The sequence below is a fragment of the Shewanella insulae genome (assembly GCF_009831655.1).
Lineage (GTDB): Bacteria > Pseudomonadota > Gammaproteobacteria > Enterobacterales > Shewanellaceae > Shewanella > Shewanella insulae.
In genome coordinates, this window is record NZ_WRPA01000007.1 from 156,889 (window position 1) to 183,307 (window position 26,419).

The 26,419-nt window shown below is 55.5% G+C and carries 27 protein-coding genes; 8 read left to right on the top strand and 19 right to left on the bottom strand.

Features of this window, described 5'->3' with window-relative positions; translation table 11 throughout:
* Window positions 1-3 precede the first annotated feature (3 nt).
* The 5 genes from GNT65_RS09870 to gltS all read left to right on the top strand — a co-directional run bounded on the left by GNT65_RS09870 (window position 4) and on the right by gltS (window position 3,165).
* On the top strand, window positions 4-678 hold the full coding sequence (locus tag GNT65_RS09870; RefSeq protein ID WP_160795724.1) for a TIGR01621 family pseudouridine synthase: 675 nt from the start codon (window positions 4-6) through the stop codon (window positions 676-678).
* 22 nt (window positions 679-700) lie between these two features.
* On the top strand, window positions 701-868 hold the full coding sequence (locus tag GNT65_RS09875; protein ID WP_160795726.1) for a YqaE/Pmp3 family membrane protein: 168 nt from the start codon (window positions 701-703) through the stop codon (window positions 866-868).
* 158 nt (window positions 869-1,026) lie between these two features.
* Window positions 1,027-1,419, top strand: coding sequence for a RidA family protein (locus GNT65_RS09880; protein WP_160795728.1), 393 nt, complete (start codon window positions 1,027-1,029; stop codon window positions 1,417-1,419).
* Between the two features lie 158 nt (window positions 1,420-1,577).
* Window positions 1,578-1,733, top strand: a complete 156-nt coding sequence (locus GNT65_RS09885) for a DUF2986 domain-containing protein (RefSeq protein WP_160795730.1) — start codon at window positions 1,578-1,580, stop codon at window positions 1,731-1,733.
* A gap of 208 nt (window positions 1,734-1,941) precedes the next feature.
* Window positions 1,942-3,165 carry a sodium/glutamate symporter gene (gltS, locus tag GNT65_RS09890; RefSeq protein WP_160795731.1) on the top strand — a complete coding sequence of 408 codons (1,224 nt, stop codon included), beginning with the start codon at window positions 1,942-1,944 and terminating at the stop codon, window positions 3,163-3,165.
* A gap of 52 nt (window positions 3,166-3,217) precedes the next feature.
* On the opposite strand, the gene GNT65_RS09895 is transcribed toward gltS, so the two are convergent.
* Window positions 3,218-3,469, bottom strand: coding sequence for a putative hemolysin (locus tag GNT65_RS09895; RefSeq protein WP_219822463.1), 252 nt, complete (start codon window positions 3,467-3,469; stop codon window positions 3,218-3,220).
* A gap of 63 nt (window positions 3,470-3,532) precedes the next feature.
* Window positions 3,533-6,070: a M14 family zinc carboxypeptidase gene (locus GNT65_RS09900; protein ID WP_160795732.1), complete on the bottom strand. Its 2,538-nt coding sequence runs from the start codon at window positions 6,068-6,070 to the stop codon at window positions 3,533-3,535.
* A gap of 207 nt (window positions 6,071-6,277) precedes the next feature.
* Between GNT65_RS09900 and nfuA the strand changes: the two genes are divergently transcribed.
* Window positions 6,278-6,856: a Fe-S biogenesis protein NfuA gene (nfuA, locus tag GNT65_RS09905; protein ID WP_160795734.1), complete on the top strand. Its 579-nt coding sequence runs from the start codon at window positions 6,278-6,280 to the stop codon at window positions 6,854-6,856.
* A 33-nt stretch (window positions 6,857-6,889) separates the two neighbouring features.
* Here the strand turns inward: nfuA and GNT65_RS09910 are convergent, their stop codons facing one another.
* Entirely contained in the window at window positions 6,890-8,236 is a 1,347-nt protein-coding gene (locus GNT65_RS09910; protein ID WP_160795736.1) for an MATE family efflux transporter, read from the bottom strand.
* Window positions 8,237-8,258: 22 nt separating this feature from the next.
* Here GNT65_RS09910 and GNT65_RS09915 point away from each other — a divergent pair, with 22 nt between their 5' ends.
* On the top strand, window positions 8,259-9,305 hold the full coding sequence (locus GNT65_RS09915) for a polysaccharide deacetylase family protein (RefSeq protein ID WP_160795738.1): 1,047 nt from the start codon (window positions 8,259-8,261) through the stop codon (window positions 9,303-9,305).
* A gap of 12 nt (window positions 9,306-9,317) precedes the next feature.
* On the opposite strand, the gene GNT65_RS09920 is transcribed toward GNT65_RS09915, so the two are convergent.
* From GNT65_RS09920 to GNT65_RS09975, 12 genes are all read right to left on the bottom strand, one after another.
* On the bottom strand, window positions 9,318-10,364 hold the full coding sequence (locus GNT65_RS09920; protein WP_160795740.1) for a protein-glutamate methylesterase/protein-glutamine glutaminase: 1,047 nt from the start codon (window positions 10,362-10,364) through the stop codon (window positions 9,318-9,320).
* Between the two features lie 25 nt (window positions 10,365-10,389).
* Entirely contained in the window at window positions 10,390-11,220 is an 831-nt protein-coding gene (locus tag GNT65_RS09925) for a CheR family methyltransferase (RefSeq protein ID WP_160795742.1), read from the bottom strand.
* A gap of 110 nt (window positions 11,221-11,330) precedes the next feature.
* Complete coding sequence (locus tag GNT65_RS09930; protein WP_160795744.1) at window positions 11,331-13,925, bottom strand: methyl-accepting chemotaxis protein; 2,595 nt, start codon at window positions 13,923-13,925, stop codon at window positions 11,331-11,333.
* A 22-nt stretch (window positions 13,926-13,947) separates the two neighbouring features.
* Window positions 13,948-14,505: a chemotaxis protein CheW gene (locus GNT65_RS09935; protein ID WP_160795746.1), complete on the bottom strand. Its 558-nt coding sequence runs from the start codon at window positions 14,503-14,505 to the stop codon at window positions 13,948-13,950.
* Window positions 14,506-14,533: 28 nt separating this feature from the next.
* Window positions 14,534-16,552: a chemotaxis protein CheA gene (locus tag GNT65_RS09940; RefSeq protein WP_160795748.1), complete on the bottom strand. Its 2,019-nt coding sequence runs from the start codon at window positions 16,550-16,552 to the stop codon at window positions 14,534-14,536.
* Window positions 16,553-16,573: 21 nt separating this feature from the next.
* A complete protein-coding gene (locus GNT65_RS09945; protein WP_160795750.1) occupies window positions 16,574-16,936 on the bottom strand; it encodes a response regulator in 363 nt (120 codons plus the stop codon).
* Entirely contained in the window at window positions 16,933-17,232 is a 300-nt protein-coding gene (locus GNT65_RS09950) for an STAS domain-containing protein (RefSeq protein ID WP_160795752.1), read from the bottom strand. Before GNT65_RS09950 ends, GNT65_RS09945 begins: the two co-directional genes overlap by 4 nt.
* A gap of 162 nt (window positions 17,233-17,394) precedes the next feature.
* Window positions 17,395-18,030 (bottom strand): SCO family protein, encoded by a 636-nt coding sequence (locus tag GNT65_RS09955; RefSeq protein WP_160795754.1) that lies wholly within the window; start codon window positions 18,028-18,030, stop codon window positions 17,395-17,397.
* A 4-nt stretch (window positions 18,031-18,034) separates the two neighbouring features.
* Window positions 18,035-18,937: a heme o synthase gene (cyoE, locus tag GNT65_RS09960; protein ID WP_160795756.1), complete on the bottom strand. Its 903-nt coding sequence runs from the start codon at window positions 18,935-18,937 to the stop codon at window positions 18,035-18,037.
* Between the two features lie 13 nt (window positions 18,938-18,950).
* A complete protein-coding gene (locus tag GNT65_RS09965; RefSeq protein WP_160795758.1) occupies window positions 18,951-19,934 on the bottom strand; it encodes a COX15/CtaA family protein in 984 nt (327 codons plus the stop codon).
* Entirely contained in the window at window positions 19,934-20,485 is a 552-nt protein-coding gene (locus GNT65_RS09970) for a hypothetical protein (protein WP_160795760.1), read from the bottom strand. The genes GNT65_RS09965 and GNT65_RS09970 overlap by 1 nt, the downstream gene beginning before the upstream one ends.
* A 173-nt stretch (window positions 20,486-20,658) precedes the next feature.
* The gene (locus tag GNT65_RS09975) at window positions 20,659-21,414 is read right to left on the bottom strand and encodes an SURF1 family protein (RefSeq protein ID WP_160795762.1); all 756 of its coding nucleotides are present in this window, start codon (window positions 21,412-21,414) and stop codon (window positions 20,659-20,661) included.
* Here GNT65_RS09975 and GNT65_RS09980 point away from each other — a divergent pair.
* The gene (locus GNT65_RS09980) at window positions 21,413-21,631 is read left to right on the top strand and encodes a DUF2909 domain-containing protein (protein ID WP_160795764.1); all 219 of its coding nucleotides are present in this window, start codon (window positions 21,413-21,415) and stop codon (window positions 21,629-21,631) included. The genes GNT65_RS09975 and GNT65_RS09980 overlap by 2 nt on opposite strands.
* 15 nt (window positions 21,632-21,646) lie before the next feature.
* On the opposite strand, the gene GNT65_RS09985 is transcribed toward GNT65_RS09980, so the two are convergent.
* From GNT65_RS09985 to coxB, 4 genes are read right to left on the bottom strand one after another with little or no spacing between them, the layout of a single operon-like run.
* The gene (locus GNT65_RS09985) at window positions 21,647-22,522 is read right to left on the bottom strand and encodes a cytochrome c oxidase subunit 3 (RefSeq protein WP_160795766.1); all 876 of its coding nucleotides are present in this window, start codon (window positions 22,520-22,522) and stop codon (window positions 21,647-21,649) included.
* Complete coding sequence (locus GNT65_RS09990) at window positions 22,519-23,088, bottom strand: cytochrome c oxidase assembly protein (protein ID WP_160795768.1); 570 nt, start codon at window positions 23,086-23,088, stop codon at window positions 22,519-22,521. Before GNT65_RS09990 ends, GNT65_RS09985 begins: the two co-directional genes overlap by 4 nt.
* Window position 23,089: 1 nt before the next feature.
* The gene (gene ctaD / locus GNT65_RS09995) at window positions 23,090-24,700 is read right to left on the bottom strand and encodes a cytochrome c oxidase subunit I (RefSeq protein ID WP_160795770.1); all 1,611 of its coding nucleotides are present in this window, start codon (window positions 24,698-24,700) and stop codon (window positions 23,090-23,092) included.
* Between the two features lie 9 nt (window positions 24,701-24,709).
* Window positions 24,710-26,278, bottom strand: a complete 1,569-nt coding sequence (gene coxB, locus GNT65_RS10000) for a cytochrome c oxidase subunit II (RefSeq protein ID WP_160795772.1) — start codon at window positions 26,276-26,278, stop codon at window positions 24,710-24,712.
* Between the last annotated feature and the right edge of the window lie 141 nt (window positions 26,279-26,419).

Consider the following 26,419-nt stretch of genomic DNA (forward strand, 5'->3'; position numbering starts at 1 on the left):
TCCATGTATAAGATCATTGCCGATGAAGCAGACTTCTTGGTGATCGATAAGGCGCCGGGTGTTCATTTTCATAGCCAGGACGGTAGTGCCGGGGTGATGGCGCAGCTCGAGCGGGATCTCGATATCAAGCTCTATTCGGTGCATCGCCTGGATACCATGACATCTGGCCTGCTGCTGTTTGCCAAGTCGAGCGAGGCGGCGGCAGCCTTTACCCAGCGCTTTAGCGAGCACAAGGTGCAGAAGTACTATGTGGCGCTGGCCAAGGGCAAGCCGAAGAAGAAGCAGGGTAGCATAGTGGGTGACATGGCCAAGTCCCGCCGCAGTATGTATAAGCTGCTGCGTAGCAAGGAGAATCCGGCGATCACTCAGTTTTTCTCTCAGTCTGTTGCCGAGGGGCTGCGTCTCTACCTGCTAAAACCGCTGAGTGGCAAGACGCATCAGCTCAGGGTGGCGCTGGCCAGCCTGGGAGTACCGATTCTAGGCGATCGACTCTATGGTGGCGATGAGGCCGACCGGGGTTATCTACACGCCTACGCCTTAGGCTTTGAGTGGCAGGGGCGGGAGTATGCCTACAGGCAGATTCCCGAACGGGGTGAGGCATTTAACCTGGATAGTGTAAGAAACCAGTTGCAAACCTGGAGTAAGCCTGAGAAGTTAGATTGGCCGAAACGAAATTGAGTCAATGTAAGGAAGCCTGCCTATGGATACCAATAAACTACTGCTCATTGTTATCGCCATCCTGCTGCCACCTGTTGCCGTCTTCTTAAAGAGTGGTGTTGGTAAGGACCTGCTGATCAACATCATTCTCTGCCTGTTGTTCTTTGTCCCAGGTATATTGCATGCCCTGTGGGTGGTGACAAAATCTTAAGCCTCGTTTGAGGCTGAGTGATAGAGCGCGGCATAGGCTGCGCTTTTTTATGGCAGATTGTTACCGCTAGCCTGAACAGTGAGTTTAAGCGTCGTCTCTTTTTCTCTGCATCCGAGTTGGCCAGACTAACTTCTCTCAATTCGAATTAAGGAGAGAAGATGAATAAGGTGTGGAGTCCGGATACCCTAGCAGCCCCCGCAGCCAACTATCATCAATGTGCGCTGGTTTCGCAGCCCTCACGCTGGCTGAACATCGCAGGCCAGCTTGGCATAGATAGACAGGGCAAACTGGCGCCTGACGCCGAGGGGCAGATAGTGCAGGCGTGGGAAAATCTATATTTAGTGTTGCAGGCTAATGAGATGGGGCTGGAGGACCTAGTGTCTGTACGAATCTATCTTGTCGACAGGGACGATCTGCCTCAGTATCAGGCCGCCAAGTCGCGCCTTAGGTTCGATGTTGGCGGCCTGCCCACGACACTGATATTTGTCCAGGGGCTATTCGAACCCCATTGGCGGGTGGAGATCGAGGCGCAGGCGGCCAAGGCTTTCTAAGCAAGTTATCTCTTGCCTTGCAGGCGTGATTCAGGTTTCACTCAGTGTCCTTTTTTAGGGTTGTCGACGACAAATCGGCGATCCTACATTGCGCTAAAATTGTACTGTTAACTTTCTGATAACCCCATGAGGCGGCGATTTAGGCTATAATCGCCGCCATGAACAGAAAGAAGAAAATTAATCAAACACTTAAGGCCAAGGCGAAGAAGGCTAACGCTAAACTTCATCGTTCAGGTAAGCCTAAGTATATTGCCAAGGCCGAACGCGAACGACTCGCCGAGGTGGCCGAAGCACCCTCAGAATCTGTCTCTTAGGGTAGAGACCTTCCTCAATCCATTTTCATTCGTCCCTTTGGGGCTTTCGCCGACCTCTTTTCCTTGTGAGCCTTTGGACGGGCTACACTTTGGAGATATGTCCGGCGTGAGCGACCCAAGCTCGGGCTATGATTGGGCGGCTTGAATCATGCCGACCCGATGACAAGGCAAGATAGGCCGATATGGCTATCGCCTAATAAGGAGAACCATGAATACTGTTTATACCGTAGGAGAGCTGGAGTCATTTCTAGTGGCGATTTTAGTGCTCTTTATTGGCCATTCGGTGAATCGCCATGTGGCGTCGTTCCGTAAATATAATATTCCCGAACCCATAGTGGGTGGCTTACTGGTGGCGGCGGTGATCACCCTGCTGCATTTCAACAAGATTTCATTGGAATTCTCCCTGTCGATGCAGAATACCCTGATGCTGATGTTCTTCAGTACCGTGGGCTTGGCGGCCAGTTACAAACTCTTGATGAAGGGCGGCAGTAAGGTGTTCCTCTTCCTGGGCATCGCCTCGCTCTACATTATCATTCAGAATGCCGTCGGTGTCAGTATGGCGACCGCATTAGGGCTGGAGCCGCTGATGGGGCTGATCGCCGGTTCGATCACCCTGTCGGGTGGCCACGGCACTGGGGCGGCCTGGGCGCAGACCTTCTCGGAACAGTATGGCATCAAGACCCTAGAGCTGGCGATGGCGGCGGCAACCTTTGGCCTGGTGATGGGCGGCATCATAGGCGGCCCGGTAGCTCAGCGGCTGATCAATAAGAAAGGCCTGCTCTCCACCTATGGTGTTGGCGGCAATCACCATAAGGATCACCCAGATCTGGTGACCTATGACCAGCTGGAAGAGGATAGGGTGACGGCCAAGAGTATCCTGGAGGTGCTCTTCATTCTCTTGCTGTGTGTGGCCGGTGCCAAATGGTTCTCCTCCCTAGTGGCCTATTGGGATATCGGCTGGTTGAAGATGCCTGAATTTGTCTATGCACTCTTTTTCGGCGTGGTGATCACTAACATCACAGAGGTGTCTCGCGGCTTTAAGATCAACCGTGAATGTGTCGATGTCTTGGGTACCGTCTCGCTGGCGCTATTCCTGGCCATGGCACTGATGAACCTTAAGCTTTGGGAGATCTTCGACCTGGCGGTGCCGCTATTGATCATCTTGCTGGCCCAAACAGCTGTGTTGGCGATGTTTGCTTACTGGATCACCTTTAGGCTGATGGGAGGTAACTATGACGCCGCCGTCATCGCCGGTGGTCACTGTGGATTCGGTTTGGGCGCCACGCCGACGGCCGTGATGAACATGGGGGCCTTGGTGACGCGCACCGGACCTTCGCCTCAGGCCTTCATGGTGGTGCCAATTGTTGGTGCCTTCTTTATCGACATCGTCAACGCCATCATATTGCAGGGCTATCTCAGCTTTATTGGCTAGCGCCATCTTATGACCATAAAGCATTAAAAAAGCACCCTAGGGTGCTTTTTTGTTATTGGTTTTCTTTCTGTGGATGATCCCGGCGATATAGTGTCCAGTGCTCTATCCGTTCACCACTTGGCAGGGTACAGATGCCGCTGTCGAGGTCGAGCGAGCCGTCTAAGGATTCGCAGTAGACGGCGGCTGGGTTCGCCATAGACAGTGGCTTGGACTCTGTCGAGTCTTGCTCCTTGTCCACCTGCGTCTGACAAGCCGCTAAGCCAAGGGCGAAAAGTAACGCCGCCGTAGTTTTAGTCATCTTCATCTCGTTTTCCTTTTTGTCTGAACCAGTCTTAACTCTTATGAACGTCGGCGCGTCGAAAAAGGGTTAATGCAGAGCCGGGATGAAGTAGAGGCTGTTGGCATAGACCTTCTGTGAACCGAGCCAGATGTTGCGAAACAGCAGGTTGTCGGCCAGAGCGACCAGAGCTCCCTTGCCGTGGCGCTCCACGATAATGGCCGGGGTCTGACTCAGGCTGCGTTGATACTCCTCGGCGAGAAAGCCATCCAGCAGTGGGTCGTCGGCATAGGTGGCGGCCGTGACGAAGGGGGCCTGAGTCTTGCTCAGTCCAAACACCTTATTTTTCAGCACGGGTAGGCGATTGCCGCCGAGGCCGAAGGTGATGGGGTGGCTGGCGTCCAGATCCAGGGCCATAACGGCACCGCCGATCGCCTGACGGGCATCCAACCTGGCCTTGTCGCCAAAGGTGAGGCCGTCGGTGGCGAAAAGCTGACTGAAATAGCGCTTCTCTCTGATATCGCTCTTGAGCAGGTTACCATTGGAGAGCCATTGCAGCGCGCCCTTCTGCGCGACGATGACGCCACCCTCTATGGCGAATTGACCAAGCTTACGGGCATATTTCTCCTCTAGATTGGCATAACTGCCATCCACCAAGAAAACATGGGTATAGGGCGTCAGATCTATCCTGGGCAGACGACTGACATCAACCTGGGTCAGAGGCGCGCCCACCAGATTGTCCATGAAATACCATAGCTCACCCACCTCGGTGGACGAGGTTCCGTAGCCCGTGACGACCAGCGCCTTGATGGGGGCGATATCATGAAAGTCAGGGCTGCCGAGGTCTATGCCCGAACTTGCCAGCCCAGTGTCGACTCCTTGTAGTTTTACGTCATATTGCTTGGCCAATGCCTCGAGCCTGTCGACTAAGCCTCTGGGTGTTAGGACTGCTTGGGTAAGGGGGATTTGTAGGGTACCTGGCATCATATTGAGCGTATGACCCTTAACCTTGAGGCTGAAAGGCTTGGCAGCAAATTTGACTCGAATACCCTCGCTGAGCAGGGTTTGCAACAGAGGGGCGGCGTTCTGCTGTCGCCAATCGACCAATACCGCAACATCATTCGGACTGAGCCTCGCCGGTGAGTAAGGGCGTGGCTGGGTCAGCAGATCGTCCACATTCAGATTGACGTTGCGGGCCATCTGCAGGTTGTAGGAGAAGACGAGGTTCCAGCTGGAGACATCGTAGAAGGTCGCATCTTCAAACTCGGTGCGCAGGTCGAACAGGGCCAGCAGCAAGGTCTTCTGCGGTTGATTGATGGGGACGAACAGGCTGTCATCCTGGCGGTATTGATGCCGATCCTGTTGCATATTTTCCTTGAGATAGAAGACCTGTATCTCGTGGCGGTTTAATAGTTCGGCAAGATCGTCGCGCCGGGCGGGATCCCCTTGCGCGCTCAGTAGGAAGCCGGCCTCGCGGCCCGAGGGCGGATGCTTATCTCTGCGTTGGTAGAAGCGACTCTGATATTGCTTCAGCTCATCGGCCAATGCCAGGGCGCCCTTGAGGCTGGAGAAGGAGGTGGCGATCTGGTTGTCTATGGCCTGGCTAAAACGCAGCAGACCGTTTTCTGAATCCTGTTGTTGACCGCGTACGCTGGCCTGTTCAAACAGTATACCCACGGCGCCGTTGATGTCTGGATAAGTTGAGCCCTTACCATAGTAGAAGTCGTCAAACATCTGCTTGGTAAAATAGGCTTGTTTGCTCTCATCTAGTGCCTTGGCGTGGAAGCTGGCGAGTTTGTCCGTGATCTCTTGATTCTCTTTTGGCGTCAAGGGATGAGTACGTGTCGGCACCCCAGGTTGGAAGAAGAAGGTCTGGTTGTGGCCCATCTCGTGAAAGTCGCCCAGGTAATGGGGCTGCCATTTGTGGAACAGGGCGATACGTCCCTGGGACTCCGGATGGCGCAGGAACAGCCAATCACGGTTCAGGTCGGCGAAATAGTGGTTACGTCTGCCGGCGGGCCAGTTCTGTCTGTGCTCGTTATGATTCTCGTCACTGACCTTAATCTTGCCTGTGTAGTTGTTGGTCCAGGTAGAGAAACGGTCCAGGCCGTCCGGGTTTTGCGACGGAGTGATCAACACCACGGCCTTGTCGAGCAGATCCTGAACCCAAGGCTCCTGGCTCTGGCTGAGGCGGTAGCCGACCTCTAGCGCCGCATGGGCGCCACTGGCCTCGTCGCCATGGATGGAATAGGCCAGCCAGATGATCAGCGGGCCATCGGGCGCCTTGCCCGTCTTAACCTGCTGACGTCCCGCGATGATTTGCGCCAGCCTGGCCTGATTGGGGGCGGAGGTGATCACCGCGGTGAGCTGCTGTCTGGCTTCGTGACTCTGTCCAGTCGATTCCAGGCTGACTCTGGGACTGTTTTGGGCGAGCTGCTTGAGGTAATAGTTGATCTGATCATGGCGCAGATGCCACTGGCCAAGGGGGTAGCCGAGAAATTCGCTGGGTGAGGCAAGGTTGTCGGTGGCCTGTGAAACAGACGAGACTGAGATCACGCTTTGGGCATTTGTTGCAAAGCTTACGAGCAAGGAGACGATAGAAAGCAGCAAAAGGCAGAGTCGCAGCATGGTAATGCTCTTTATTATTGTATATAAAGGCTAAATTAACAGTTAGGCCAATGAGTTTCCAGCTTCCGGCCTGACTTTAGACCATACTGCCAAGGCAAAAATCTCGCGACTATTGGACAAAGGGGCTACAAAGCTGATGATAGTCGGAGTATCATAGTCTTAATTCTTACTAAAACACTCGGGTTTATCCTGACGGAGCATGTCTTAATGATCACCATTTCCGATGCAGCTCAGGCGCATTTTGTTAAGCTACTCGCTGACCAGCCTGAAGGAACTCATATTCGCGTTTTTGTTATCAGCCCAGGTACCCCTTCGGCTGAGTGTGGCGTGTCTTACTGTCCGCCGGATGCCGTAGAGGCAGACGACATCGAACTCGAATTTAATGGTTTCCATGCCATGGTGGATGAGAAGAGTGCACCGTTTCTCGAAGACGCTTCTATCGACTTCGTGACCGATCAGCTAGGTTCACAGCTGACCCTGAAGGCACCCAATGCCAAGATGCGTAAGGTCGATGCCGATGCGCCGCTAAAAGAGCGTATCGAGTATGTGATCCAGTCTGAGATCAATCCACAGCTGGCTAGCCACGGCGGTAACATCATGCTGGTGGATATCGATGAGGAAGGCATTGCCATTCTGCAGTTTGGTGGCGGCTGTAACGGTTGCTCTATGGTCGATGTAACCCTGAAAGATGGCATCGAGAAGCAGCTGCTGGATATGTTCCCTGGCGAGCTCACCGGGGTACGAGATGTCACCGAACATCAACACGGTGAACATTCTTACCAGTAATCTTGAAGATTAGATGCAGCGGGATGACTTAGGTCATCCCGTTTTCGTTAGGGTCTTACTCAATCGATAGCGGTAGTCCAGCGTTAGGGTGAGGCTGCGGGTCAGCATAAACAGGCTCATGGCGGCCCACAGGGCGTGATTGCCATAGTCCTGTAACAGAGACCAGGTGGGGAAGAAGGCTCCGAAGGTGGCGAGTATCATGGTGTTGCGCATCGCTTTGCCCTGAGCTGCGCCAATATAGACGCCGTCGAACAGGTAGGAGCCAAAGGCCAGTAGCGGCAGGGCGATCACCCAAGCCAGATAGGCCTCAGCCTCCTGGCGCACCTCTGGGATGTTGGTTAGAAGCTTGATGATCTGTTCGCCCCATAGGGCGAAAAACAGGGTAAATAGCAGGGCAAAGATGGCTGACCAGAGCAGGGCCAGGGTGACGCTCTGGTTCATGCGTTCGCGGTTGTCTTCCCCCACGGCTCGGCCAACCTCGGCCTCGCCATAATAGGCGATGCCATCCAGGGCGTAGGAGATCAGCAGCAGGAGGTTGAGCAGCACGGCGTTGGCGGCCACCGTATTGTCGCCCAGGTTTGCCCCCTGAAAGGTCATGAAGGCGAAGGCCAGTTGCAGGCAGAGGCTACGAAAAAAGATATCCAGGTTGAGGCGCACTAAGCGTTGGTAGCAGCCCAGTGACAGGCTTCTACATAGGGGCATGAATGCGAAATTGCGCTCCTGTCTGATGGTGCGAATTACCATACTGGCAGCCACGGCGAAGCCTGTCATATCGGCCAGTACAGAGGCCAGCGCCGCGCCTTCGACGCCCCAGCCAAGTCCCATGACGAACAGGATATCCAATAGAATATTGGTGAGGTTGGCGGCAATGAGCTGCCACATGGCGGCCTTCGGCTGCTGGCGCCCCAGTAGCCAACCCAGTAGCGTTAGGTTGATCAGGGCAAATGGCACAGACCAGATGCGGATATTAAAATAGGCCTGACTATAATGCTGCACCTGTTCACTGGCATCGGAGAGCGCCATCGCCGCAGTGATTATCGGTTGTTGCAGGGCGAGCACCAGCAGAGCAAGCAGCAGCGCCAGGCTGCCGGACTGTATCAAGAGGCGGTATTGTGCCTGGATATCCTTGGCACCGAATGCCTGTGCTACCAGACCCGTGGTCGACATGCGCAGAAAGCCCAGAATCCATAAAATCAGGGTGATCACCGTTGACCCAATGGCGACTCCCCCTAAATAATAGGCGTTACTCAGATGTCCCACGACGGCAGTATCGACCAGCCCCAGCAGGGGAACCGTAATGTTAGACAGAATCATAGGAACGGCGAGCGCGAACAGCTGGCTGTTTTTCTGTTTATTTAACAATAAGTTTAGTGGCGACATAGATTCTCAGAGGTTATTCAATATGTTTAAAAGCGTGATTGCAGCGCTATTGGCCTGTCTCAGTTATTCGGCTCAGGCGGTGGTGATTCTACAATATCATCATGTATCCGAGGATACCCCTAAGGTAACCAGTGTGACGCCAGCTCAGTTCAGAGAGCAGATGACCTACCTGAGGGAGAACGGCTTTAAGGTCAATCCCTTAACCCAGGTGGTCGAGGCGATTAAGCAGGGACGAGAGCTGCCGGACAAGACGGTGGCCATCACTTTCGACGACGGCTACCAGAATATAGCCGATACGGCGCACCCTATCTTGAAGGAGTTCGGTTATCCCTACACCATCTTTATCTCTATCGACCCCATAGCGCGCAAGCATAAGAATGTGATGAGCTGGGCGACGCTACAACGTCTAAGCGATGAGGGGGTGACACTGGCAAATCACAGCTGGGGCCATGAGCATCTTATCCGCCGTCTACACGGTGAGGATGAGCAGACCTGGCTGACCCGGATTAAAGAGAATCTGCTGGCCACCGAGGCTGAGATACAGGCGAAAACTGGCCAGAGCGTGAAGATGTTAGCCTACCCCTATGGCGAATATAACACGGCCATAGAGTCATTGATCGATAGCCTGGGATTCGTGGCATTCGGGCAACAGTCGGGCGCCGCTGGTGATCACTCGTCGCTTACCGCCTTACCGCGTTTTCCCGTGGCAGGTGCCTATGCGGATCTCGCCTCCCTCAAGGCAAAGCTCTACAGCCTGAATATGCCTGTGCTGGCGATCACCCCGCGCAATACCCAACTGCCCCAAGGGCAGTGGCGGCCCGAGATGCGGGTGACCCTAGATATGACAGATATCCTTGCCAGTCAGGTGATGTGCTTCGTGCAGGGGCAAGGTGCGATGAAGCCGAGCTGGGAAAGTGAAGATACCTTTAGCATACGTGCGGTGACAGACCTGCCACCGGGACGTTCGCGCTATAACTGTACCGCGCCGAGCAAGGCGAGCGGGCGCTATTATTGGTTCTCCCAGGCCTGGGTGAGACCTAAAAGTGATGGTACCTGGGTGAAGGAGTAGGAATCGCTTGAGTTAGTTGTTCTCGACCGCTTTATTGGTGTTGAGCAACTCCATCAGCCGTGTGGGGATCTTGTCCAGATGCAGTATCTCCCTGTGGGCATTAAGCTCTGCCGCCGCGCCAGGCATACCCCAGACCACGGAGCTGGCTTCATCCTGTATTATGGTGTGACTGCCGGCGGCCTTGAGACGCTCCAGCCCCTGGGCGCCATCCTTACCCATGCCCGTGAGCAGTATGCCTATGGTGTTGCCCCCAAAGCAGTCGGCAATACTGTTGAACAACACATCTACCGCCGGCTTATGACGATTGACGGGATCTGAGTCCAGCAGTTTGGTATAGAGTCTGGCGCCGCGTTTCTCGACCGAGAGGTGAGTATCTCCCGGGGCCAGATAGGCGGTGCCCGATTCGATTATCTCTCCTCCTTGGGCTTCGATCACCTTTATCGCCGACTGACTATCCAGGCGTTTGGCAAAGGAGAGGCTAAAGGCGGCGGGAATATGCTGGGTGATCACTATGGGCGGCGTGTTTGCCGGTAGCGGGGTGATCACCCGCTGAATCGCCTCGGTCCCACCGGTGGAGGCGCCAATGGCGATCAACCTGTCTTGTGCGTTTGCGAATCGGTCGCCTGCGGCGACTTTAGCTACCGGACGGCTGAGCGCCTTAACATGGCTGACGGCGGCGGTGCGCACCTTTTGAATAAGCTCATCGGTGTAGTCCAGTAGTGTGTTGGTCAGATCCGACTTAGGCTTAGAGATGAAGTCCACAGCCCCCAAGGCCAATGCTTCCAGAGTGATCTCGGCGCCCTTATGGGTCAGGGTCGAGACCATGACGACCGGCATAGGCCTGAGTTTCATCAGGTTGCGCAGGAAGGCGATGCCATCCATCTTGGGCATCTCAATATCTAGGGTCAACACGTCGGGATTGAACTGTTTGATCAGGCTCCTGGCCTCGTAGGGATCTTCTGCCGAGGCAACCACCTTGATATCCGGCGCCTGGGCGAGCATATGGGTGAGCAGCTGCCTGACCAGGGGGGAGTCATCTATGATCAAGACTTTTATCATAGGGCGCCATCCTCTTGGCTTATTCTCATGCGCCAATACCGAGTCGTTGTCGCGCCAGGGCGGCGTGCTGAGGCTGATAGATGGTCTGTCCGATCAATTTGAAGTCGCTAGAGACATTATGCAGCGTCTCCGAATGACCGATGAAGAGGTGACCATCTTCGGCGAGGAGCTGGCGAAACTGGCTGATGATCTTGGCCTTGGTCTGGAGATCGAAATAGATGAGCACGTTGCGACAGAATATGAGATCGAAGGGACCTTGCATGGGCCAGTCGCCCAGTAGATTAAGCTGCTTAAAATGGATCAGCTGCTTGAGTGATTCGCTAAGCTTGACCTCGTCGGGCTTAGGGCCGGGTTCGACATACTTATCTAGCAGTTTCTTGGGGAGATTGGCCATGGCCTCCTGGTTGTAGATGCCGTCTCTGGCCTTATCTAGCACGTTGGTGTCGAGATCCGTGGCGAGGATCTTCAGATCCCAGTTGGCGGGTGGAAAGTGTTTTGCCAGCGTCATGGCGATACTGTAGGCTTCTTCGCCGGTGGAGCAGGCCGATGACCAGACACGAAGGCGACGGTTACGCCTCTGCTGCCACTGGGGCACCAGGTGCCGCTCAAGATAGTCGAAGTGGTGCGCCTCGCGAAAGAAGGAGGTGAGGTTAGTGGTCAGGGCGTTGATGAAGTTAATCAGCTCGCAGCCATCGTCCTCTAGCCTTTGGCAATACTGGTTGAAGTTGCTCAACTTGAGTGCGCGCAGGCGCCTGCTGAGGCGCGAGTAGACCATGTGCTGCTTCCTGTCTGGTAGCACTATGCCCGATTCACGATAGGCAAGCTGTCGAATAAAATCGAAGTCTTGCTGCGCCATCGGGAATTCCTTGTTGTTGCTCTGCTCCAATTACTTCCCCTAGCCTTGTCTTGGCCTTATGTTGTGTCTAACGAACTTAATTTGGCGCCTTTCCATGGCGCCAATCTCACCTAAAACTCATTCCACTCCTCGTTGCTGATGTTCAGGGGGCCGTGGCTGTCACCGGATACCAGTGACAGCGGTGCCGAAGTCATGCCCGAGTGCACAGGCGTCTGAGACTCGAAGAAGCCGAGCTGAGACTTCATGTTGCGCGCCTGTTCCGCCATGGCATCGCCGGCTGCCGATACCTGTTCGACCAGGGCGGCGTTTTGCTGGGTCATCTCATCCATCTGGGAGATCGCCTTGTTAACCTCCTGAATGCCCGCCGACTGTTGATCCGAGGCTATGCTGATCTGGCTGATCATATCGGCCACCTTAGTGACGGCCTGCACTATATCTTCTAGGGTTTCGCCAGACTGATTCACCAGCTGGGTGCCGTCGGTTACCTTAGTCACGCTGTCGCGGATAAGCTCTTTGATCTCCTTGGCGGCGCCGGCACTGCGCTGGGCCAGGTTGCGTACCTCGCCAGCCACTACGGCAAAGCCACGCCCCTGCTCGCCAGCCCGGGCCGCCTCGACGGCGGCATTGAGGGCCAACAGATTGGTCTGGAAGGCGATCTCGTCGATCACCCCTATGATGTCTGCGATGCGCTTGCTCGATTCGTTGATCGCATCCATGGCGGTCACGGCCTGTTCGACTACCTTGCCGCCGTGGGCGGCCTTAGTGTTGGCCTCCTGTGCCAGCTGGTTGGCGACCGTGGCGTTTTGTGCACTCTGAGTGACAGTCGCCGTCATCTCCTCCATGCTGGAGGCCGTCTCTTCGAGGGAGGCAGCCTGCTCCTCGGTGCGCTGGCTTAGGTCGGCGTTGCCCTGAGCGATCTCTTCCGCGCCTGACGTTACCGTATTAGCCGACTGGTTGATGCCATCGAGCACCTCGGTCAGCTTGGCGGCGGTGGCATTGGCATCGGTCTGTAGCTTACCGAATTGGCCTTGATACTCGCCCTGGATCTGGCGGTTGAGATCTCCCTTGGCTAAGCCGTCGAACATGTTCACCACGTCGCCGATCACCTGATCTGCGATGCCTACCAGACGGTTGAGGCCATTTGAGAGGTTGAGGAAGAAGCCTTCCTTATCCTGAGTGCCGACCCTCAGGGAGAGATCTCCCTTACTGGCGGCAGCTATGATTGAGTCTATCTCATGTTCTATGGCCACCTCGGCGGTTCTGTCGGCCCATTCCACAACCGTGCCTATGCTGTCGCCGTTAGGGTCGCGGATGGGGTTGGCGACCACCTGGAAGGTGCGTCCGCCAACCTTAAGCTGACTGGTGTAGGTGGTCGTCAGCGTCTTAAGCAGGTTGCGCTGATGGCTGGGATTCTTGTGGAAGTTGTCTATGTTGACGCCCATGAGGTTGTTGGCATCGAAGTTAGGCAGATCTTTGGCAATATCATTCTGCGCCTGCTTGAACATCTGACTGACGGCCTTGTTCATGTAGATGATGTTCAGATCGGCGTCGGCCACCATGGTATTGGAGGAGACATTGTCCAGCGCCTGTTTGATGCGGGCGTTTTCTGCGGCAAGTCGACGCTCCTTCGCCTCCTTCGCCAGCTTTTCTGTGACATCCTGCCACTCGACCACAGTTCCTGTACGCACACCATTCTCAAACACAGGGGTGGCGATCAGGGTGAAGTCGAGCCCCGCGACTTGAATGCTGGTGTCGTAACTGCCGGTGAGCTTGTCGAGCATCTTACGTTGATGGGCCGGGTTCTGGTGGAAGATATCGATATTGCTGCCGAGCAGGCTATCTGTGTTGAATTTGGTCAGTGTCTGTTTCAGCGTCTGCTCATTGTCCCTAAGCATCTGGGTGACAGAGTCGTTTAGGTAGATGATGTTGTAATCGGCATCCGCCACCATGACGTTGGCGCGGCAGACATCCAACGCCTGCTTGATGCGACTGTTTTCTTGGGCCAGCTTGTTCTCTGCGTCGGCCTTGGCCAGGGCTTCCGTTTTATCCTGCCACTCGACCACAGTCGCGATGCGTTGATGTTCGTCGTCAAACACTGGGGAGGCGATCAGCGAGAAGATGCGGCTACCTACCTTAATCTGCGCCGAGTGAGGTCGTTGCAGACCCGCTATGATGTTTTGCTGATGGTTGGGTTGCTGGTGGAAGGTGTCCATGTTGGTGCCGATAAGCGTATCGACGCTGAAGCTGGAAATAGCCTGTTTGATATCCGATTCGGCCCGTTCCAGGGTATCGCGTAGCGATTGGTTGAGGAAGCTGATGTTGCCTTGGGGATCGGCCAGCATCACGTTGGCCTGGCAGATCTCCAGCGCCCTGAGCTGCGCCTGGTTGCCTTGGTTGGCATGCCATTGCTGGGTCAGGCTTTGGCTGATCTCTGGCCAATGGGGGTAGTCGAAGGCAGAAAAGCTTGGCGGATTACTCCCCTTGATCGCCTGAGTGATCTCCTCAAAGGCCTGTCGTAGGTCTTGCCGCATCTGCCCCTGTCGCTGAATGCCTAGGGCGATGATGGCGATGGCGACCACCTGAGCGATGCCGACCCAGAGTGAGGGCTGCTGGGTGAAGGCTAATAGGGCTGCGACGGCAGCGACCAGCAGTCCAATGAACGACAGACTGCTCGGGTTGCCAGTCTTGCTGTTTATTGCATCCATTCTCTGTTCCTCTCTTGCCAAGTTAGGCGCTGACAGCCTGTGTCGATTCAGCGTCGATAGTATTGATGATGTTTGATAGTTGTGCCGCCTCGGGCAGCACCTCACTGCTAAGTAGGGTGTCTATGTCCAGTAGGATGACCATCTTATCCGCCAGGTTGGCGAGCCCCTTGATGAAGGTAAGATCTGTCTCCTCGCCAAAGTCGGGGGCTTCGCGCAGATCTTTGTGATGGACGCTAAAGACATCGGAGACGGCATCGACCACTATGCCGATCACCTTGTGTTCGCCGGCGACACAGACCTTGATGACGATGACTACAGTCGTGGGGCCATACTCCAGGCTGGCGATGCCGAATCTCTGCCGCAGATCTATGATGGGGACTATGGTGCCGCGCAGGTTAATCACCCCTTTGACATGGCCGGGTGAGTTGGGAATGACGGTCGTGGGTTCCCAGCCGCGGATCTCCTGCACCGAGAGTATGTCGACGCCATACTCTTCCTCGGCCATGATGAAAGTCAGGTACTGTTCGCTGGCATCGTCTTTGGCGGTGAGTGTGATGTCTGTTTCATCTGCCTGTGTCATGGATGAATCTCCCTTCTCATTTGGTTTCCTAGGCGGCGTGCTCTTGGGTGCTGTTGATGCCCGCGAGGCTGACTAACCCGGCAATGTCTATGATTAAGGCAACCGTGCCATCGCCGAGTATGGTGGCGCCAGAGATACCGGCCACCTTGTTGTAGTTGTCTTCCAGGCTCTTGATCACCACCTGCTGCTGCGACAATAGCTCGTCGACCAGGAGCCCGACCTTGTCGTTATTGGCATCGACCACCATCACCAGGCCATCTTTAATCTGTCTGGCGTCGGCCTCATGGTGAAAGGCCTCATAGACCTTGAGTACAGGCAGGTACTCATCTCGTAGACGAATCACCTCATGTTCTTCACCCAGACGATTGATATGGTCGGCGGGCACCTCCAGCGACTCGTGAATCGCCACCAGGGGCACAACATAGGTGTGCCGGCCTATACGGACTAACTGGCCGTCGAGAATGGCCAGGGTGAGCGGTAGGCGTATGGTAAAGCGACTGCCCTTGTCCTGGGTGGATTTCAGCTCTATGGTGCCGTTGAGCTCATGGATGTTTCTGAGCACTACATCCATGCCGACGCCACGACCCGAGAGGTCGGAGACAGTCTCTGCGGTAGAGAAGCCGGGTTTGAAGATCAGCTGATGAATAGCCTCTTCGCTCAGCTCTTCATCACTGCCCACTAGCCCCTTGGCCCGCGCCTTGTCGAGGATTTTTTGAGTGTTCAGGCCGGCGCCGTCATCGATGATCTCTATGATGATGTTGCCGCCCTGATGGAAGGCATTGAGGGTGAGGCTGCCGGTTTCGGGCTTGCCCTTCTGACGGCGCACCTCTGGGGTCTCCAGACCGTGATCGAGCGAGTTTCTCACCAGGTGCACCATAGGATCGACGATCTTCTCCATCACCGTCTTATCCAGCTCGGTCTCTTCACCCTTGAGGATTAACTCTACCTGCTTGCCCAGTTGCTGGCCTATATCCCGCACCAGACGAGGGAAGCGGTTGAAGGCGAAGCTGATGGGCAGCATGCGGATCTGCATGACGCTCTCCTGCAGATCACGGGTGTGGCTGGCGAGCTGTTCCAGTCCCTGTTTCATGGTGATGAAGGACTCGGGCGTCATCTCTTCTTGCTGGCCAATTTGGCCTAGCATGGCCTGAGTGATCACCAACTCGCCCACCATGTTGATCAGTAGATCTATCTTCTCGATGCTGACGCGGATGGAGCCTGCGTCTTGGGTCTTATTGCTGACGACACTGGGTTTGGCCTGGCTAACGGTTCTTTCCTGGGAGTCGGATTGAGAAGGCGTTGGCGTGATCTCCTCCGCCTCTATGGCGGGTGCTGCACTCTCCTGCGTTTGTGCCTGGTAGTCAATATCACATTCATCCTCGACCCACTCGAAGGCCTCCTTGAGGCGTGCCAGGGGCTGATCTGTGGTGAGGGTGAGTGACCAGGCAAGATAGCAGGCCTCGGGATCATACTGGGTGAAATCGGGGATCTCTTGAGAGGTTAGCTCGACCCCCAGCTCGCCGCATTGCCTCAGTTCATTGAACATCAGCAGGGGATCGTTACCGTACCTGAGTATGTCTGCTCCTGCCTTGAAGGTGATCTGCCAGGTGGTGAGTTCTGGTGCCTCGGGTTCAGAGGGGGTCTGTTCCTGGGGAATGGGTTGCGTCAGCTCGGCGGCAAACTTCTGCTCAAGTTCGCCTAGCATAGGGTCATCGAAGCTCTTCTCATGCATCACGGCGTCGAGCATGTTGCGTAACAGGTCGACCGAGAGCAGCAGTATGTCCTGGTGATGGCTGGTCATCTCGCGGCGGCCGTCGCGGATCTCATCCAGCAGTGTCTCTAGCAGGTGGGTGTAATTGGCAATCTGAGTAAAACCGAAGGTGCCGCTGCCGCCCTTGATGGAGTGGGCGGCGCGAAAGATGGTGTTAATCGCCTCTGGATCCGGTGAGGCGATGTCGAGCTTAAGTAGCTCCGACTCCATGCTTTCCAGGCCTTCTAGGCTCTCTTCGAAGAAGACTTGGCTGAATTGACTCAGATCGATTTCCATATCTCACCATCCGGACTCAGGTTAACGTAAGACTTTATTGACCGTGGCTAGCAATTGGTCGGGATTGAAGGGTTTGACGATCCAGCCCGTGGCTCCTGCCGATCGCCCCTCCTGCTTCTTGTCGCTGCCTGACTCTGTGGTGAGCATCAGCAGGGGGGTGAACTTATAGTTAGGCAGGTTGCGTAGATTGCGGATAAGTGTGATGCCATCCATCACGGGCATGTTAACGTCTGAGATCACTAGGTCATACTCCTGGCTTTTCGCCTGAGTTAGCGCCTCATCGCCGTTGCAGGCTTCGGTCACATCGAATCCGGCCGTCTTTAGGGTAAAGCCCACCATCTGACGCATGGAGGCAGAATCATCCACTGCGAGTATCTTCTTCATTCTTGAATTGTCTCCTGAGCAAGCGCAAAGATCTGTGCCGCGTCGAGCCCCAACTCGGCCAGGGTCTGTTCTACCTCCTCTGCGGGGGGCATCCATTCGATGGCGTGGTGGTGCGTCTGGCAATAGTGATGCAGAAAGTAGAGCAGCTGAGCGCCTGAGGTATCGACTCGCGTCAACTGACTGGCGTCGATACTCAAGGTATCTGACGCATTGAGTTGCTCGGCGATATCATGGTGGACCTGCTGGATGTTACGAATCGTCAGCTCGGACGCTAAGCGAATCGGACTCTGGGTCATAGGTGGGCTCCTCTACAATCCCTGTCAATAAGACTCCATTAGGATCAAAAGATAGACGGTAAATGAGAGGCTTGCCTGAAAAATAACTGTTTTTTCACTAAATGGGCTCCCGAGTGATGAGCCCATTAGACGCGATAAGAGCAATTTGACGATTGATTCTTGCTATTCACCATAGTGAGTCGCCAGGGCGATCACATCGTGAATTAGGTTCTTGTTGCGGATTTGAGGCAGCTTACCCGGATCCAGGCTGGTGGGCTTAACCGTGGCTACCCGAGTACCGTCGGGAGAGATGAGCACCATGGAGGCGCTGTGATCTACCTGATAGTTGTCGCCGTCGCCCACCATGGAATAGACGAAGCCCAGCTCCCGGGTCAAAGGCTGTAATTGGCTATGGGTTGCCGTGACCGCAACGAAGTTGGGATTGAAGAAGTCGATGTAATCTTTGAGCTTTTTCTGTGTATCCCGCGCCGGATCGACCGACAGAAACACCACCTGCAGATCCACCACGCCTTCTAGCTGTCGATAGGCTGCGGCCAGCTTGCCCAGGGTGGTGGGGCAGACATCTGGGCAGGAGGTGTAGCCGACGAAGAACAGGTTCCACTTGTCTTTAAGTTGGACGTTGGTAAAAGCCTTGCCGTTCTGATCTGTCAGCTCGAAGGGGGAGAGTGGTCGCTGCTGAGGATAGCGATAGCTAGTGAGCAGCTCGGGCGGCGTGGCTTGACCCGTGAAGCTCATCGCCGCGATCGCCCCCAGGCCGCTGAAGATGAGTAAGGTTAGGACGATCAATAGCGGTTTCATCACGTTAGCTCCAGAGATAGTGGTCGACCAGGAGCAGCAAGAAGAGCAACATCAGATGATAGATGGAGAAGCGAAATACCTGCATCGCCAGGCCAGGCTTGTCCCGATACTTGAGCTGCCAGGCCTTATAGATGAAGCCGCAGCTTAGCAGGGTCGAGCCCACCAGGTAGAGGGGCCCGCACATGCCGACCAGTACTGGGTAGAGACAGGCCAGTGCCAGTAACACCGTATAGAGCATGATACAGGTCTTGGTAAATTCGACGCCGTGGGTGACCGGCAGCATGGGTACATCGACCTTGGCGTATTCGGCGCGTCTGTGGATTGCCAGCGCCCAGAAGTGGGGCGGGGTCCAGGCGAAGATGATGATCACCAGCAGCAAGGCGTGACCGTGAAACTCGCCGGTGATCGCCGTCCATCCCAGCAGTGGTGGCATGGCGCCTGCCAGGCCGCCGACGACGATATTCTGTGGTGTCGCGCGCTTGAGATAGGCGGTATAGATCACCGCATAGCCGATGAGGCTGGCGAAGGTGAGCCAGGCAGTGAGCGGATTGACGGCCCAGTAGAGCAGCGCAAAGCCGAGAATCGCCATGGCGGTCGCAAAAGTCAGCGCCTTGGTGAAGGAGACCCGGCCTTTGGGGAGCGGACGGTTATAGGTGCGGGCCATCAGGCCGTCGATACGGCGGTCGATCAGATGGTTATAGGCCGCGGCGGCTCCCGCCATCATGCCTATGCCCACCAGTCCGGCAATTAACGGCTGAACCGGTACCGCGCCTGGCACCGCCAGACACATGCCGACCAACACGGTCAGTAGCATCAGGGCGACCACCCTAGGCTTGGTCATCTCGAGGTAGGCGCGCCAGAGGAGCGGGGTGGCGACAGGCTTGGTGATTGTTATAGGTTTGGCCATATGTGATGCCTCCTTATGCCTTACGCCACAAGGCGTAGTTGATGAAGACCAAGGTGAGTAACAGGAGTGCGGCGCCTGCGTTATGGGAGACGGCGACCCCCAAGGGAAGGTGCAGCACCACGTTGCTGATCCCCAGAGCTATCTGCAGGCACAGTAACCCCAGGAGTACCCATGCGCTGCGTCTCAGTAGCTGAGAGTGCGAGAGAACCAGCATGCGATACACCAGCCAGAGCAGGGCGGTCGCCGTAATGATGGCGCCGAACCTGTGGGCCACATGAATTGTCATTCGTGAGGAGTAATCCAGGATGCCGAACTCATAGCTGCCTTCCGTCTTATGCAGGGGATAGAAGGCATGCAGCGGGTCGAGGTTGCTCACCCAGTCCCCTTCACATATGGGCAGTGTGGTGCAGGCCAGCGCCGCATAGTTAGAGGAGGTCCAGCCGCCCAGGATGATCTGTAGCACGAGTAGGCCAAGGCAGAAGAGGGCGTAGGGCGCAAGCTTTCTAAGTCTTGGCTCACCGCCGGGCAGGCGTAGCGGCTTGGTCCTGAGATAGAGGAGCCACAATAAGGAGATTAGAGTAAAGCCGCCGATCAGATGGGACATCACCACCACGGGCATGAGTTTCATGGTGACAGTCCACATCCCCAGCGCTGCCTGGAACAGGATCAGCAGGGCGATAAAGCTCGGCAGCTTCTTCGGGGCATCGGGTTGCCTGAAGCTGATGAAGAGGATGAAGGCCACCAGCAGGCCTAATGTGCCGGCAATATATCTGTGGATCATCTCCAGCCAGGCCTTCTCAGGTTCTACCGTATGTTCGGGAAAGCTATCCTGGGCCCTGGCCAGCTCATGGCTCTGGGTCGGCACCTTGATCATGCCATAGCAGCCGGGCCAGTCGGGGCAGCCCAGGCCAGCGTCCGACAGTCGGGTGTAGGCCCCCATCAGGATCACGCACAGGGTAAAGACCAGGGTAAGTTTGAGTAGGGATGTCATCTGCATTAGCCGACCCTCGACAGTTTAAGCATCTTTCTCAAATCGGCGATCATCGCCTTGCCAAGCATCAGCTGGGCCTGCTCATCTTCGACCTGGGCATAGCGCATCACCAGGGAGCCTAGGGGGTCCACTATGATGATCTCTTGCCGAGTCAGCATCTGGCTGAGTGCCTCGGTGGCCTGGGCAGTGGTAAAGTTGAACTCACTCTGCTGCAGTGCAGCAAGATCGCTGTCAGCCTGTAGCAGTATGATGGGGTTGACCCTATGTTGATCACGCCCCAGGGCGATCTGACTCTGATGCAGTATGTAGAGCCGGTTCATGCAGGCCCGATCGCATTGGCTCGGAAGCAGGTAGATCATCTGCCAGTGTTTGGGCATGGGGTTGGCCATCGCCAGGCGGGCATAGTTGGTGTCGGGCGGCAGGAGTTCGCCCTTATTGGTGACGCCACCATGGTAGAGATTCAGACTCAGCACCAGTTTTGCCACCGCAACGGGTAAGACAAACACCAGTAGCAAGATCAGTAGGGGTTTTGCGCCTCGGCTCTTTGGGGATTTCATCTTAATCCTCTGGTTGATTATTTTATGGGTTAGCGCGTGCCAGACACCGAAAAATATCAACTCCCCGAGACGGCTAGGAAGTGACCTTTTACCTGGGTAGCACCTCGTAAATTTTGGGTGCCTATTTGTTTAACCTACAGGGGTAGTTGGTTTTGCGCAACAAGTTACGGCATTCATTTATTTTTACTGGATTCTTTGTTTTTCCTCTTAAATATCAGCAGGTAAATCATAAGCATTAGAAAGACGGTCGCCATGGAGAACCACTGCAGGGCGTAGCCCTGATGCTTCTGGGCACTCATGGGGAGCGGCTGCCAGGGATGGGGTAGCGCGCTGCCCGGAATCGCCTCGGGTTGCAGTATGGCGGGGGCGAGCGGCAGCTTGAGTGTTTGGGATAGCTCCGGCAGGTTAAGGTTCTGGATCCGCATGGGGGAGCCCGCCTCGGCCAACAGATGCTGACTCAGGGGATTGCTGGCTCTCTGATAGACGCGGCCACTCAGCGCCACCTCTTGGTTTAGCCTAGATAAATGGGGCAGTTTCTGTCTGTCCAGGCCGCTGTCGATAAAACCGAGTTCGACCAGCAGCAAGGGGACCTCGGCTTTCAGCTCGGTTTCGACACGCATCACCTGGTATGCCAGATAGCCGACGCGGCCCTCATACACCTGGTTATCCAACAATATGATGGGTGTATTCACTGGGGTCGCCTTAACCGCCAGACGATAGCCGGTGAGAGATTCGCGCTCGCCTAAGGCAAGTAGCCCCTGATAATCCAGCGGCGGCGCGGCCTGCTTGAGGGTGAGGGCCTGTTGCAGCGCCTGTTTCTCGGCGGCCCTATCTAACTGCCACAGTCCCAGCTTGACCAGAATGGTGAATACCAGCAAAGTAACTAAAACGAGAAAAATCGTGCCACCGCGAACCGTGGGAGCCTTCATGAGCGAAATACTGCTATTTAAGATCGTCTTAGTACTGCTATTGGTCTTCATTATCTTTAATCTTGGCCGGGCCTTATTTGTCTTGGTGAAGGGAGAGGGCAAGGCGCCCATGAGTCAGTATCTGGGGCGGCGTGTGCTCTTCTCTGTGCTGGTGGTGCTCCTGCTGTTGGTTGCCTTAGGGTCAGGCATCATCGCGCCTCACCCCAGACCCTATTAGTCTCTCGATTCGTCGCTAAAGCACATAGACGAACACGAACAGACAGAGCCAGACCACATCCACAAAGTGCCAATACCAACTGCCTGCCTGGAAGGCGAAATGCTTATCCGGCGTGAAATGCCCCTTCAGTACCCGCAAGAAGAGGACAAACAGAAAGATGGTCCCTAATGTCACGTGCATACCGTGAAAACCGGTGAGCAGGAAGAAGGTGTTGCCATAGACGCCGGACGATAGGGTTAGCCCCATCTCCTGATAGGCGTGGGCATACTCTTTTGCCTGTAAGAAGAGGAAGGCGAGACCTAAGAGTATGGTGATGCCTAGCCATAGGGTAAGCGCGGTGCGTTTGCTCTTCTCCAGGCTCACATGGGCGAAATGCAGGGTGACCGACGAGGTCAACAGTATGATGGTGTTGTATAGGGGCAGACCCGTCCAGCCCATGGCCTCCGTCTTGGTACCATCGGGCGTGGTGACCAGGGGCCAGACCGCCTGGAAATTGGGCCAGAGTACCTCGTGGGTCATGGCATTGTTCGAGGCGCCACCGAGCCAGGGCACGGCTATGGTGCGGGCATAGAGCAGGGCACCGAAGAAGGCGGCAAAGAACATCACCTCGGAGAAGATAAACCAGCTCATTCCTTGGCGGAAGGAGCGATCCATTTGCTTGGAATAGAGGCCAGACATGGACTCGCCGATCACGGTTCTGAACCAGCCGAAGACCATGTAGAGGATGACGGCGATTCCCGCGGTAAGGATATAACCGCCGCTGGTCTGCTCCGTCTGTAACTGCTGTATATAACTGCCTGCGCCATAGGCGATGAGGAAGAGGCCGAAGGCACCTATTATGGGCCAGGCGCTCTGGGCGGGGACATAGTAGTGTTCATGTTTGCTTGTCATTTCGCAGCTCCTTGCTCAACATCATCTACGTACCCCTTGTCGGTGATGTTGTATAGCGTATAAGAGAGGGTCAGTGTCGAGATCTGCTCGGGTAGCTCGGTATCGACATAGAAGATCAAAGGTAATTGCGCATCGGCATTGGCATCGAGTTTCTGCTGGTTAAAGCAGAAACATTCTGTCTTGTGGAAATAGGCCGCGCCCTGTCCCGGAGAGACGGAAGGAATAGCCTGTCCGATAATCTGCTGCGCCGAGAGATTCTTGGCGTGAAACTGAGTACGAATCACCTCACCCGGATGGACCTGAATGCGTTTCATCTCGGGGGCGAAGACCCAGGGCATATCTTTCTGAGTCTGTGCCATGAATTCGACCGTTACCGTGCGGCTAGTGTCTATGGTCACCGCCTTATATTCGGCGGCGGTCGATTGCGTCTTACCATTGATGCCTAATTTTTCACATAGCACATCGTATAGGGGCACCAAGGCGAATCCGAAGCCGAACATGCCCACGCAACCTAACAGCAATAGGCCGATCAGCTTACGGTTTGACTGCGCCTTAGTGTCCGTCATGCTATTTCACCTCGGGTGGTGTCGAGAATGAATGGTAGGGGGCCGGACTCGGCAGGGTCCACTCCAGCCCCTCGGCACCATCCCAAGGTTTACTCGGCGCCGTTTCGCCGCCGCGAATACACTTGATCACCACCACGAGGAAGATCAGCTGGGACAGACCGAAGGCGAAGCCGCCGATAGAGACTATCTGGTTTACATCGGCAAACTGAATCGCGTAGTCCGGAATACGTCTCGGCATTCCCGCCAGCCCCAGAAAGTGCATGGGGAAGAAGAGCACGTTAACCGAGATCACCGAGCACCAGAAATGCAGCTTGCCTAGTTTCTCGCTGTACATGTGGCCCGTCCACTTAGGCAGCCAGTAGTAGGCCGCCGCCATGATGGAGAAGATGGCACCCGAGACCAACACATAGTGGAAGTGAGCCACGACGAAGTAGGTATCATGGTACTGGAAGTCCACCGGCGTGATGGCCAGCATCAGCCCAGAGAAACCGCCTATGGTGAAGAGGATGATAAAGGCTAGCGCAAACAACATAGGCGTCTCGAAGGTGAGCGAACCGCGCCAGAGAGTGGCCACCCAGTTAAATACCTTCACCCCTGTCGGTACGGCGATCAACATGGTGCAATACATGAAGAAGAGCTCGGCGAAAACCGGCATCCCGGTAGTAAACATGTGGTGCGCCCAGACCAGGAAGGAGAGGATCGCGATACTGGCGGTGGCGTATACCATGGAGGAGTAGCCAAACAGCTTCTTGCGGCTGAAGGCAGGTACTATGGCGGAGATGATGCCGAAGGACGGCAAGATCATGATATAGACCTCGGGGTGGCCGAAGAACCAGAAGATATGCTGGAACATCACAGGGTCACCACCACCGGCGGCATCGAAGAAACTGGTGCCGAAGAATTTGTCGGTCAGCACCATGGTCACTGTTCCTGCGAGTACCGGCATCACGGCGATCAACAAGAAGGCGGTGATCAACCAGGTCCAGACAAACAGTGGCAGCTTCATCCAGGTCATGCCGGGTGCGCGCATGTTGACTATGGTAACGATCACGTTAATGGCGCCCATGATGGAGCTGATACCCATGATGTGTACCGAGAAGACAAACAGCGCCGTGCTGTCCGGGCTGTAGGCCGTCGACAGCGGGGCGTAGAAGGTCCAGCCAAAGTTAGGCCCGCCGCCTTCCATAAACAGCGAGCTGAGCAGGATCGCAAAGGCGAAGGGCAAGATCCAGAAGCTCCAGTTGTTCATGCGCGGCAGGGCCATATCCGGTGCGCCTATCATCATAGGGATCAGCCAGTTGGCCAAGCCGGTAAAGGCCGGCATCACGGCGCCAAACACCATTATCAGACCGTGAACCGTGGTCATCTGATTGAAGAAGTTGGGCTCCACCAGTTGCAGACCCGGCTGGAACAACTCGGCGCGGATCACCATGGCCATCGCGCCGCCGGTCAGGAACATGATGAAACTGAACCAGAGATAGAGGGTACCGATATCTTTATGGTTGGTGGTAAACAGCCAACGCTTTATGCCTGTCGGATGTCCCTCATGGTGGGTCGAATGTTCGCCAATATGAGTGGCATCCATATCTGCTTCACGCGTTATTGCATTCATAATGCCTCCCTATTGGCCCTGTTGATTGACGTCTGTTGCCTGCACCATATCGCCTGTGTTGTTCCCCCAGGCGTTGCGCTCATAGGTGATCACCGAAGCGAGCTCCTGAGGCGTTAATAGGCTGGCGAAGGCCTGCATGGCGGTGCCTGGCTTACCGTGAAGCACTATGTCTAGGTGGCTCTCAACTGGTCCTGTGGCGATGGCGCCGCCCTTGATTGCCGGAAAGGCGCCGGGTAACCCCATGCCTGTTGCCTGATGACAGGCGGCGCAGTGGCCGAGGTAAACCTGCTCTCCCTTGGCCATCAGCTCATCCATGGTCAGATCGTCTAACACCAGGGCTTTGGGCTCTTCGGCGGCGGTTGGCGATTCAGCCGATGGGGTTGCCGGGGCAGAGTTTGGCTGCGTTGCTTCGGCAACTGTACCCGCATCAGTGCCTGTATCAGTATTGCTCGATGCGCCAGAGTTTGCCTGGTTGACATCGGCTGCCTGAACCGTATCGCCCGTGTCATTACCCCAGGCATTACGCTCGAAGGTCACTACGGCGGCGATTTGCGTGGCGGTGAGCTGCTGGGCGAAGGCTTGCATCGCGGTGCCGGAGCGGCCATGTAACACCACATCGAGATGATCGGCGACAGGGCCTTTAATGATTGGGCTACCTATGAGCGACGGGAAGACGCCAGGTAAGCCGGCGCCATTAGGCTGGTGGCAGGCAGCGCAGTGGGCCGTATAAACCTGTTCGCCCTGAGTCATCAGTTCCTCTTTCGACAGGGTTTTCGAGAGGGCGGCCTGTGCTTCGGCGGCGGCCGCGCTGGCCTGAGCCTCTTGCTCGACAATCCAGTTGTCGAAGTCGGCTTCCGAGAGCACCTGCACCACGATCGGCATGAAGCCGTGATCCTTACCGCAAAGCTCGGCGCACTGTCCGCGGTAGATGCCAGGTTTGTCGATGCGGGTCCAGGCCTCGTTGATGAAGCCTGGGTTAGCGTCTTTCTTCACCGCGAAGGCCGGTACCCACCAGGAGTGAATCACATCTTCCGAGGTCATTAAGAAGCGGATCTTGCGATTGACTGGCAGCACCAGCGGCTTGTCTACTTCCAGCAGGTAGTGTTCGCCTTTGACCTCCTTGCCCTCTATCTGTTCTCTGGGCGTCGCGAGCAGGCTGTAGTAGCTGATGTCCTGATCAAAATAGCTGTAGTGCCATTTCCATTGGGAACCAGTGATCTTGATGGTGAGATCGGCATTGCTGGGATCTTCCATGGCGATGAGGGTCTTGGTGGCTGGGATGGCCATGAGGATCAAGATGACGAAGGGAACGAGCGTCCAGGCGATCTCTACCTTAGTGCTCTCATGAAAGTTTGCCGCGACGGCACCCTTAGAACGCCTATGGTTGATGATGGCGTAGATCATCACCCCAAAGACGACCAAACCTATGGCACAGCAGATATAGAGAATCGTCATATGCAGGCTAAATACCTTATTGCTGATCTCTGTGACCCCTGATGTCATGTTCAGGGGCATATCTGCTGCGAGTATGGTGGGCGTAAATAGCAACGCCAGCAAACAACACAACACTTGCTTCACTAGACTTCTCCTCTGTCAATTGCGAAGGCAACTACAAAGAAGAGCCACACAGTATGTCTCGGCTCTATGCAAACTCTTCAGTTCCCAAAAAAGCAACGATGACTTCAAAGTGCGTCGGTGGTGAATCTCTTGTTCTGCTGG

Excerpts from the sequence above, each read along its gene's own strand:
- GNT65_RS09980 (WP_160795764.1), top strand. The coding sequence starts at position 21,413 with ATGAGCGAAATACTGCTATTTAAGATCGTCTTAGTACTGCTATTGGTC.
- GNT65_RS09965 (WP_160795758.1), bottom strand. The coding sequence starts at position 19,934 with ATGCAGATGACATCCCTACTCAAACTTACCCTGGTCTTTACCCTGTGC.
- GNT65_RS09930 (WP_160795744.1), bottom strand. The coding sequence starts at position 13,925 with ATGGATGCAATAAACAGCAAGACTGGCAACCCGAGCAGTCTGTCGTTC.
- nfuA (WP_160795734.1), top strand. The coding sequence starts at position 6,278 with ATGATCACCATTTCCGATGCAGCTCAGGCGCATTTTGTTAAGCTACTC.
- GNT65_RS09970 (WP_160795760.1), bottom strand. The coding sequence starts at position 20,485 with ATGAAATCCCCAAAGAGCCGAGGCGCAAAACCCCTACTGATCTTGCTA.
- GNT65_RS09945 (WP_160795750.1), bottom strand. The coding sequence starts at position 16,936 with ATGAAGAAGATACTCGCAGTGGATGATTCTGCCTCCATGCGTCAGATG.
- gltS (WP_160795731.1), top strand. The coding sequence starts at position 1,942 with ATGAATACTGTTTATACCGTAGGAGAGCTGGAGTCATTTCTAGTGGCG.
- GNT65_RS09870 (WP_160795724.1), top strand. The coding sequence starts at position 4 with ATGTATAAGATCATTGCCGATGAAGCAGACTTCTTGGTGATCGATAAG.
- GNT65_RS09985 (WP_160795766.1), bottom strand. The coding sequence starts at position 22,522 with ATGACAAGCAAACATGAACACTACTATGTCCCCGCCCAGAGCGCCTGG.
- GNT65_RS09975 (WP_160795762.1), bottom strand. The coding sequence starts at position 21,414 with ATGAAGGCTCCCACGGTTCGCGGTGGCACGATTTTTCTCGTTTTAGTT.
- GNT65_RS09915 (WP_160795738.1), top strand. The coding sequence starts at position 8,259 with ATGTTTAAAAGCGTGATTGCAGCGCTATTGGCCTGTCTCAGTTATTCG.
- GNT65_RS09910 (WP_160795736.1), bottom strand. The coding sequence starts at position 8,236 with ATGTCGCCACTAAACTTATTGTTAAATAAACAGAAAAACAGCCAGCTG.
- ctaD (WP_160795770.1), bottom strand. The coding sequence starts at position 24,700 with ATGAATGCAATAACGCGTGAAGCAGATATGGATGCCACTCATATTGGC.
- GNT65_RS09935 (WP_160795746.1), bottom strand. The coding sequence starts at position 14,505 with ATGACACAGGCAGATGAAACAGACATCACACTCACCGCCAAAGACGAT.
- GNT65_RS09875 (WP_160795726.1), top strand. The coding sequence starts at position 701 with ATGGATACCAATAAACTACTGCTCATTGTTATCGCCATCCTGCTGCCA.
- GNT65_RS09880 (WP_160795728.1), top strand. The coding sequence starts at position 1,027 with ATGAATAAGGTGTGGAGTCCGGATACCCTAGCAGCCCCCGCAGCCAAC.
- GNT65_RS09955 (WP_160795754.1), bottom strand. The coding sequence starts at position 18,030 with ATGAAACCGCTATTGATCGTCCTAACCTTACTCATCTTCAGCGGCCTG.
- GNT65_RS09950 (WP_160795752.1), bottom strand. The coding sequence starts at position 17,232 with ATGACCCAGAGTCCGATTCGCTTAGCGTCCGAGCTGACGATTCGTAAC.
- GNT65_RS09895 (WP_219822463.1), bottom strand. The coding sequence starts at position 3,469 with ATGAAGATGACTAAAACTACGGCGGCGTTACTTTTCGCCCTTGGCTTA.
- GNT65_RS09920 (WP_160795740.1), bottom strand. The coding sequence starts at position 10,364 with ATGATAAAAGTCTTGATCATAGATGACTCCCCCCTGGTCAGGCAGCTG.
- GNT65_RS09940 (WP_160795748.1), bottom strand. The coding sequence starts at position 16,552 with ATGGAAATCGATCTGAGTCAATTCAGCCAAGTCTTCTTCGAAGAGAGC.
- GNT65_RS09925 (WP_160795742.1), bottom strand. The coding sequence starts at position 11,220 with ATGGCGCAGCAAGACTTCGATTTTATTCGACAGCTTGCCTATCGTGAA.
- GNT65_RS09885 (WP_160795730.1), top strand. The coding sequence starts at position 1,578 with ATGAACAGAAAGAAGAAAATTAATCAAACACTTAAGGCCAAGGCGAAG.
- GNT65_RS09900 (WP_160795732.1), bottom strand. The coding sequence starts at position 6,070 with ATGCTGCGACTCTGCCTTTTGCTGCTTTCTATCGTCTCCTTGCTCGTA.
- cyoE (WP_160795756.1), bottom strand. The coding sequence starts at position 18,937 with ATGGCCAAACCTATAACAATCACCAAGCCTGTCGCCACCCCGCTCCTC.
- GNT65_RS09990 (WP_160795768.1), bottom strand. The coding sequence starts at position 23,088 with ATGACGGACACTAAGGCGCAGTCAAACCGTAAGCTGATCGGCCTATTG.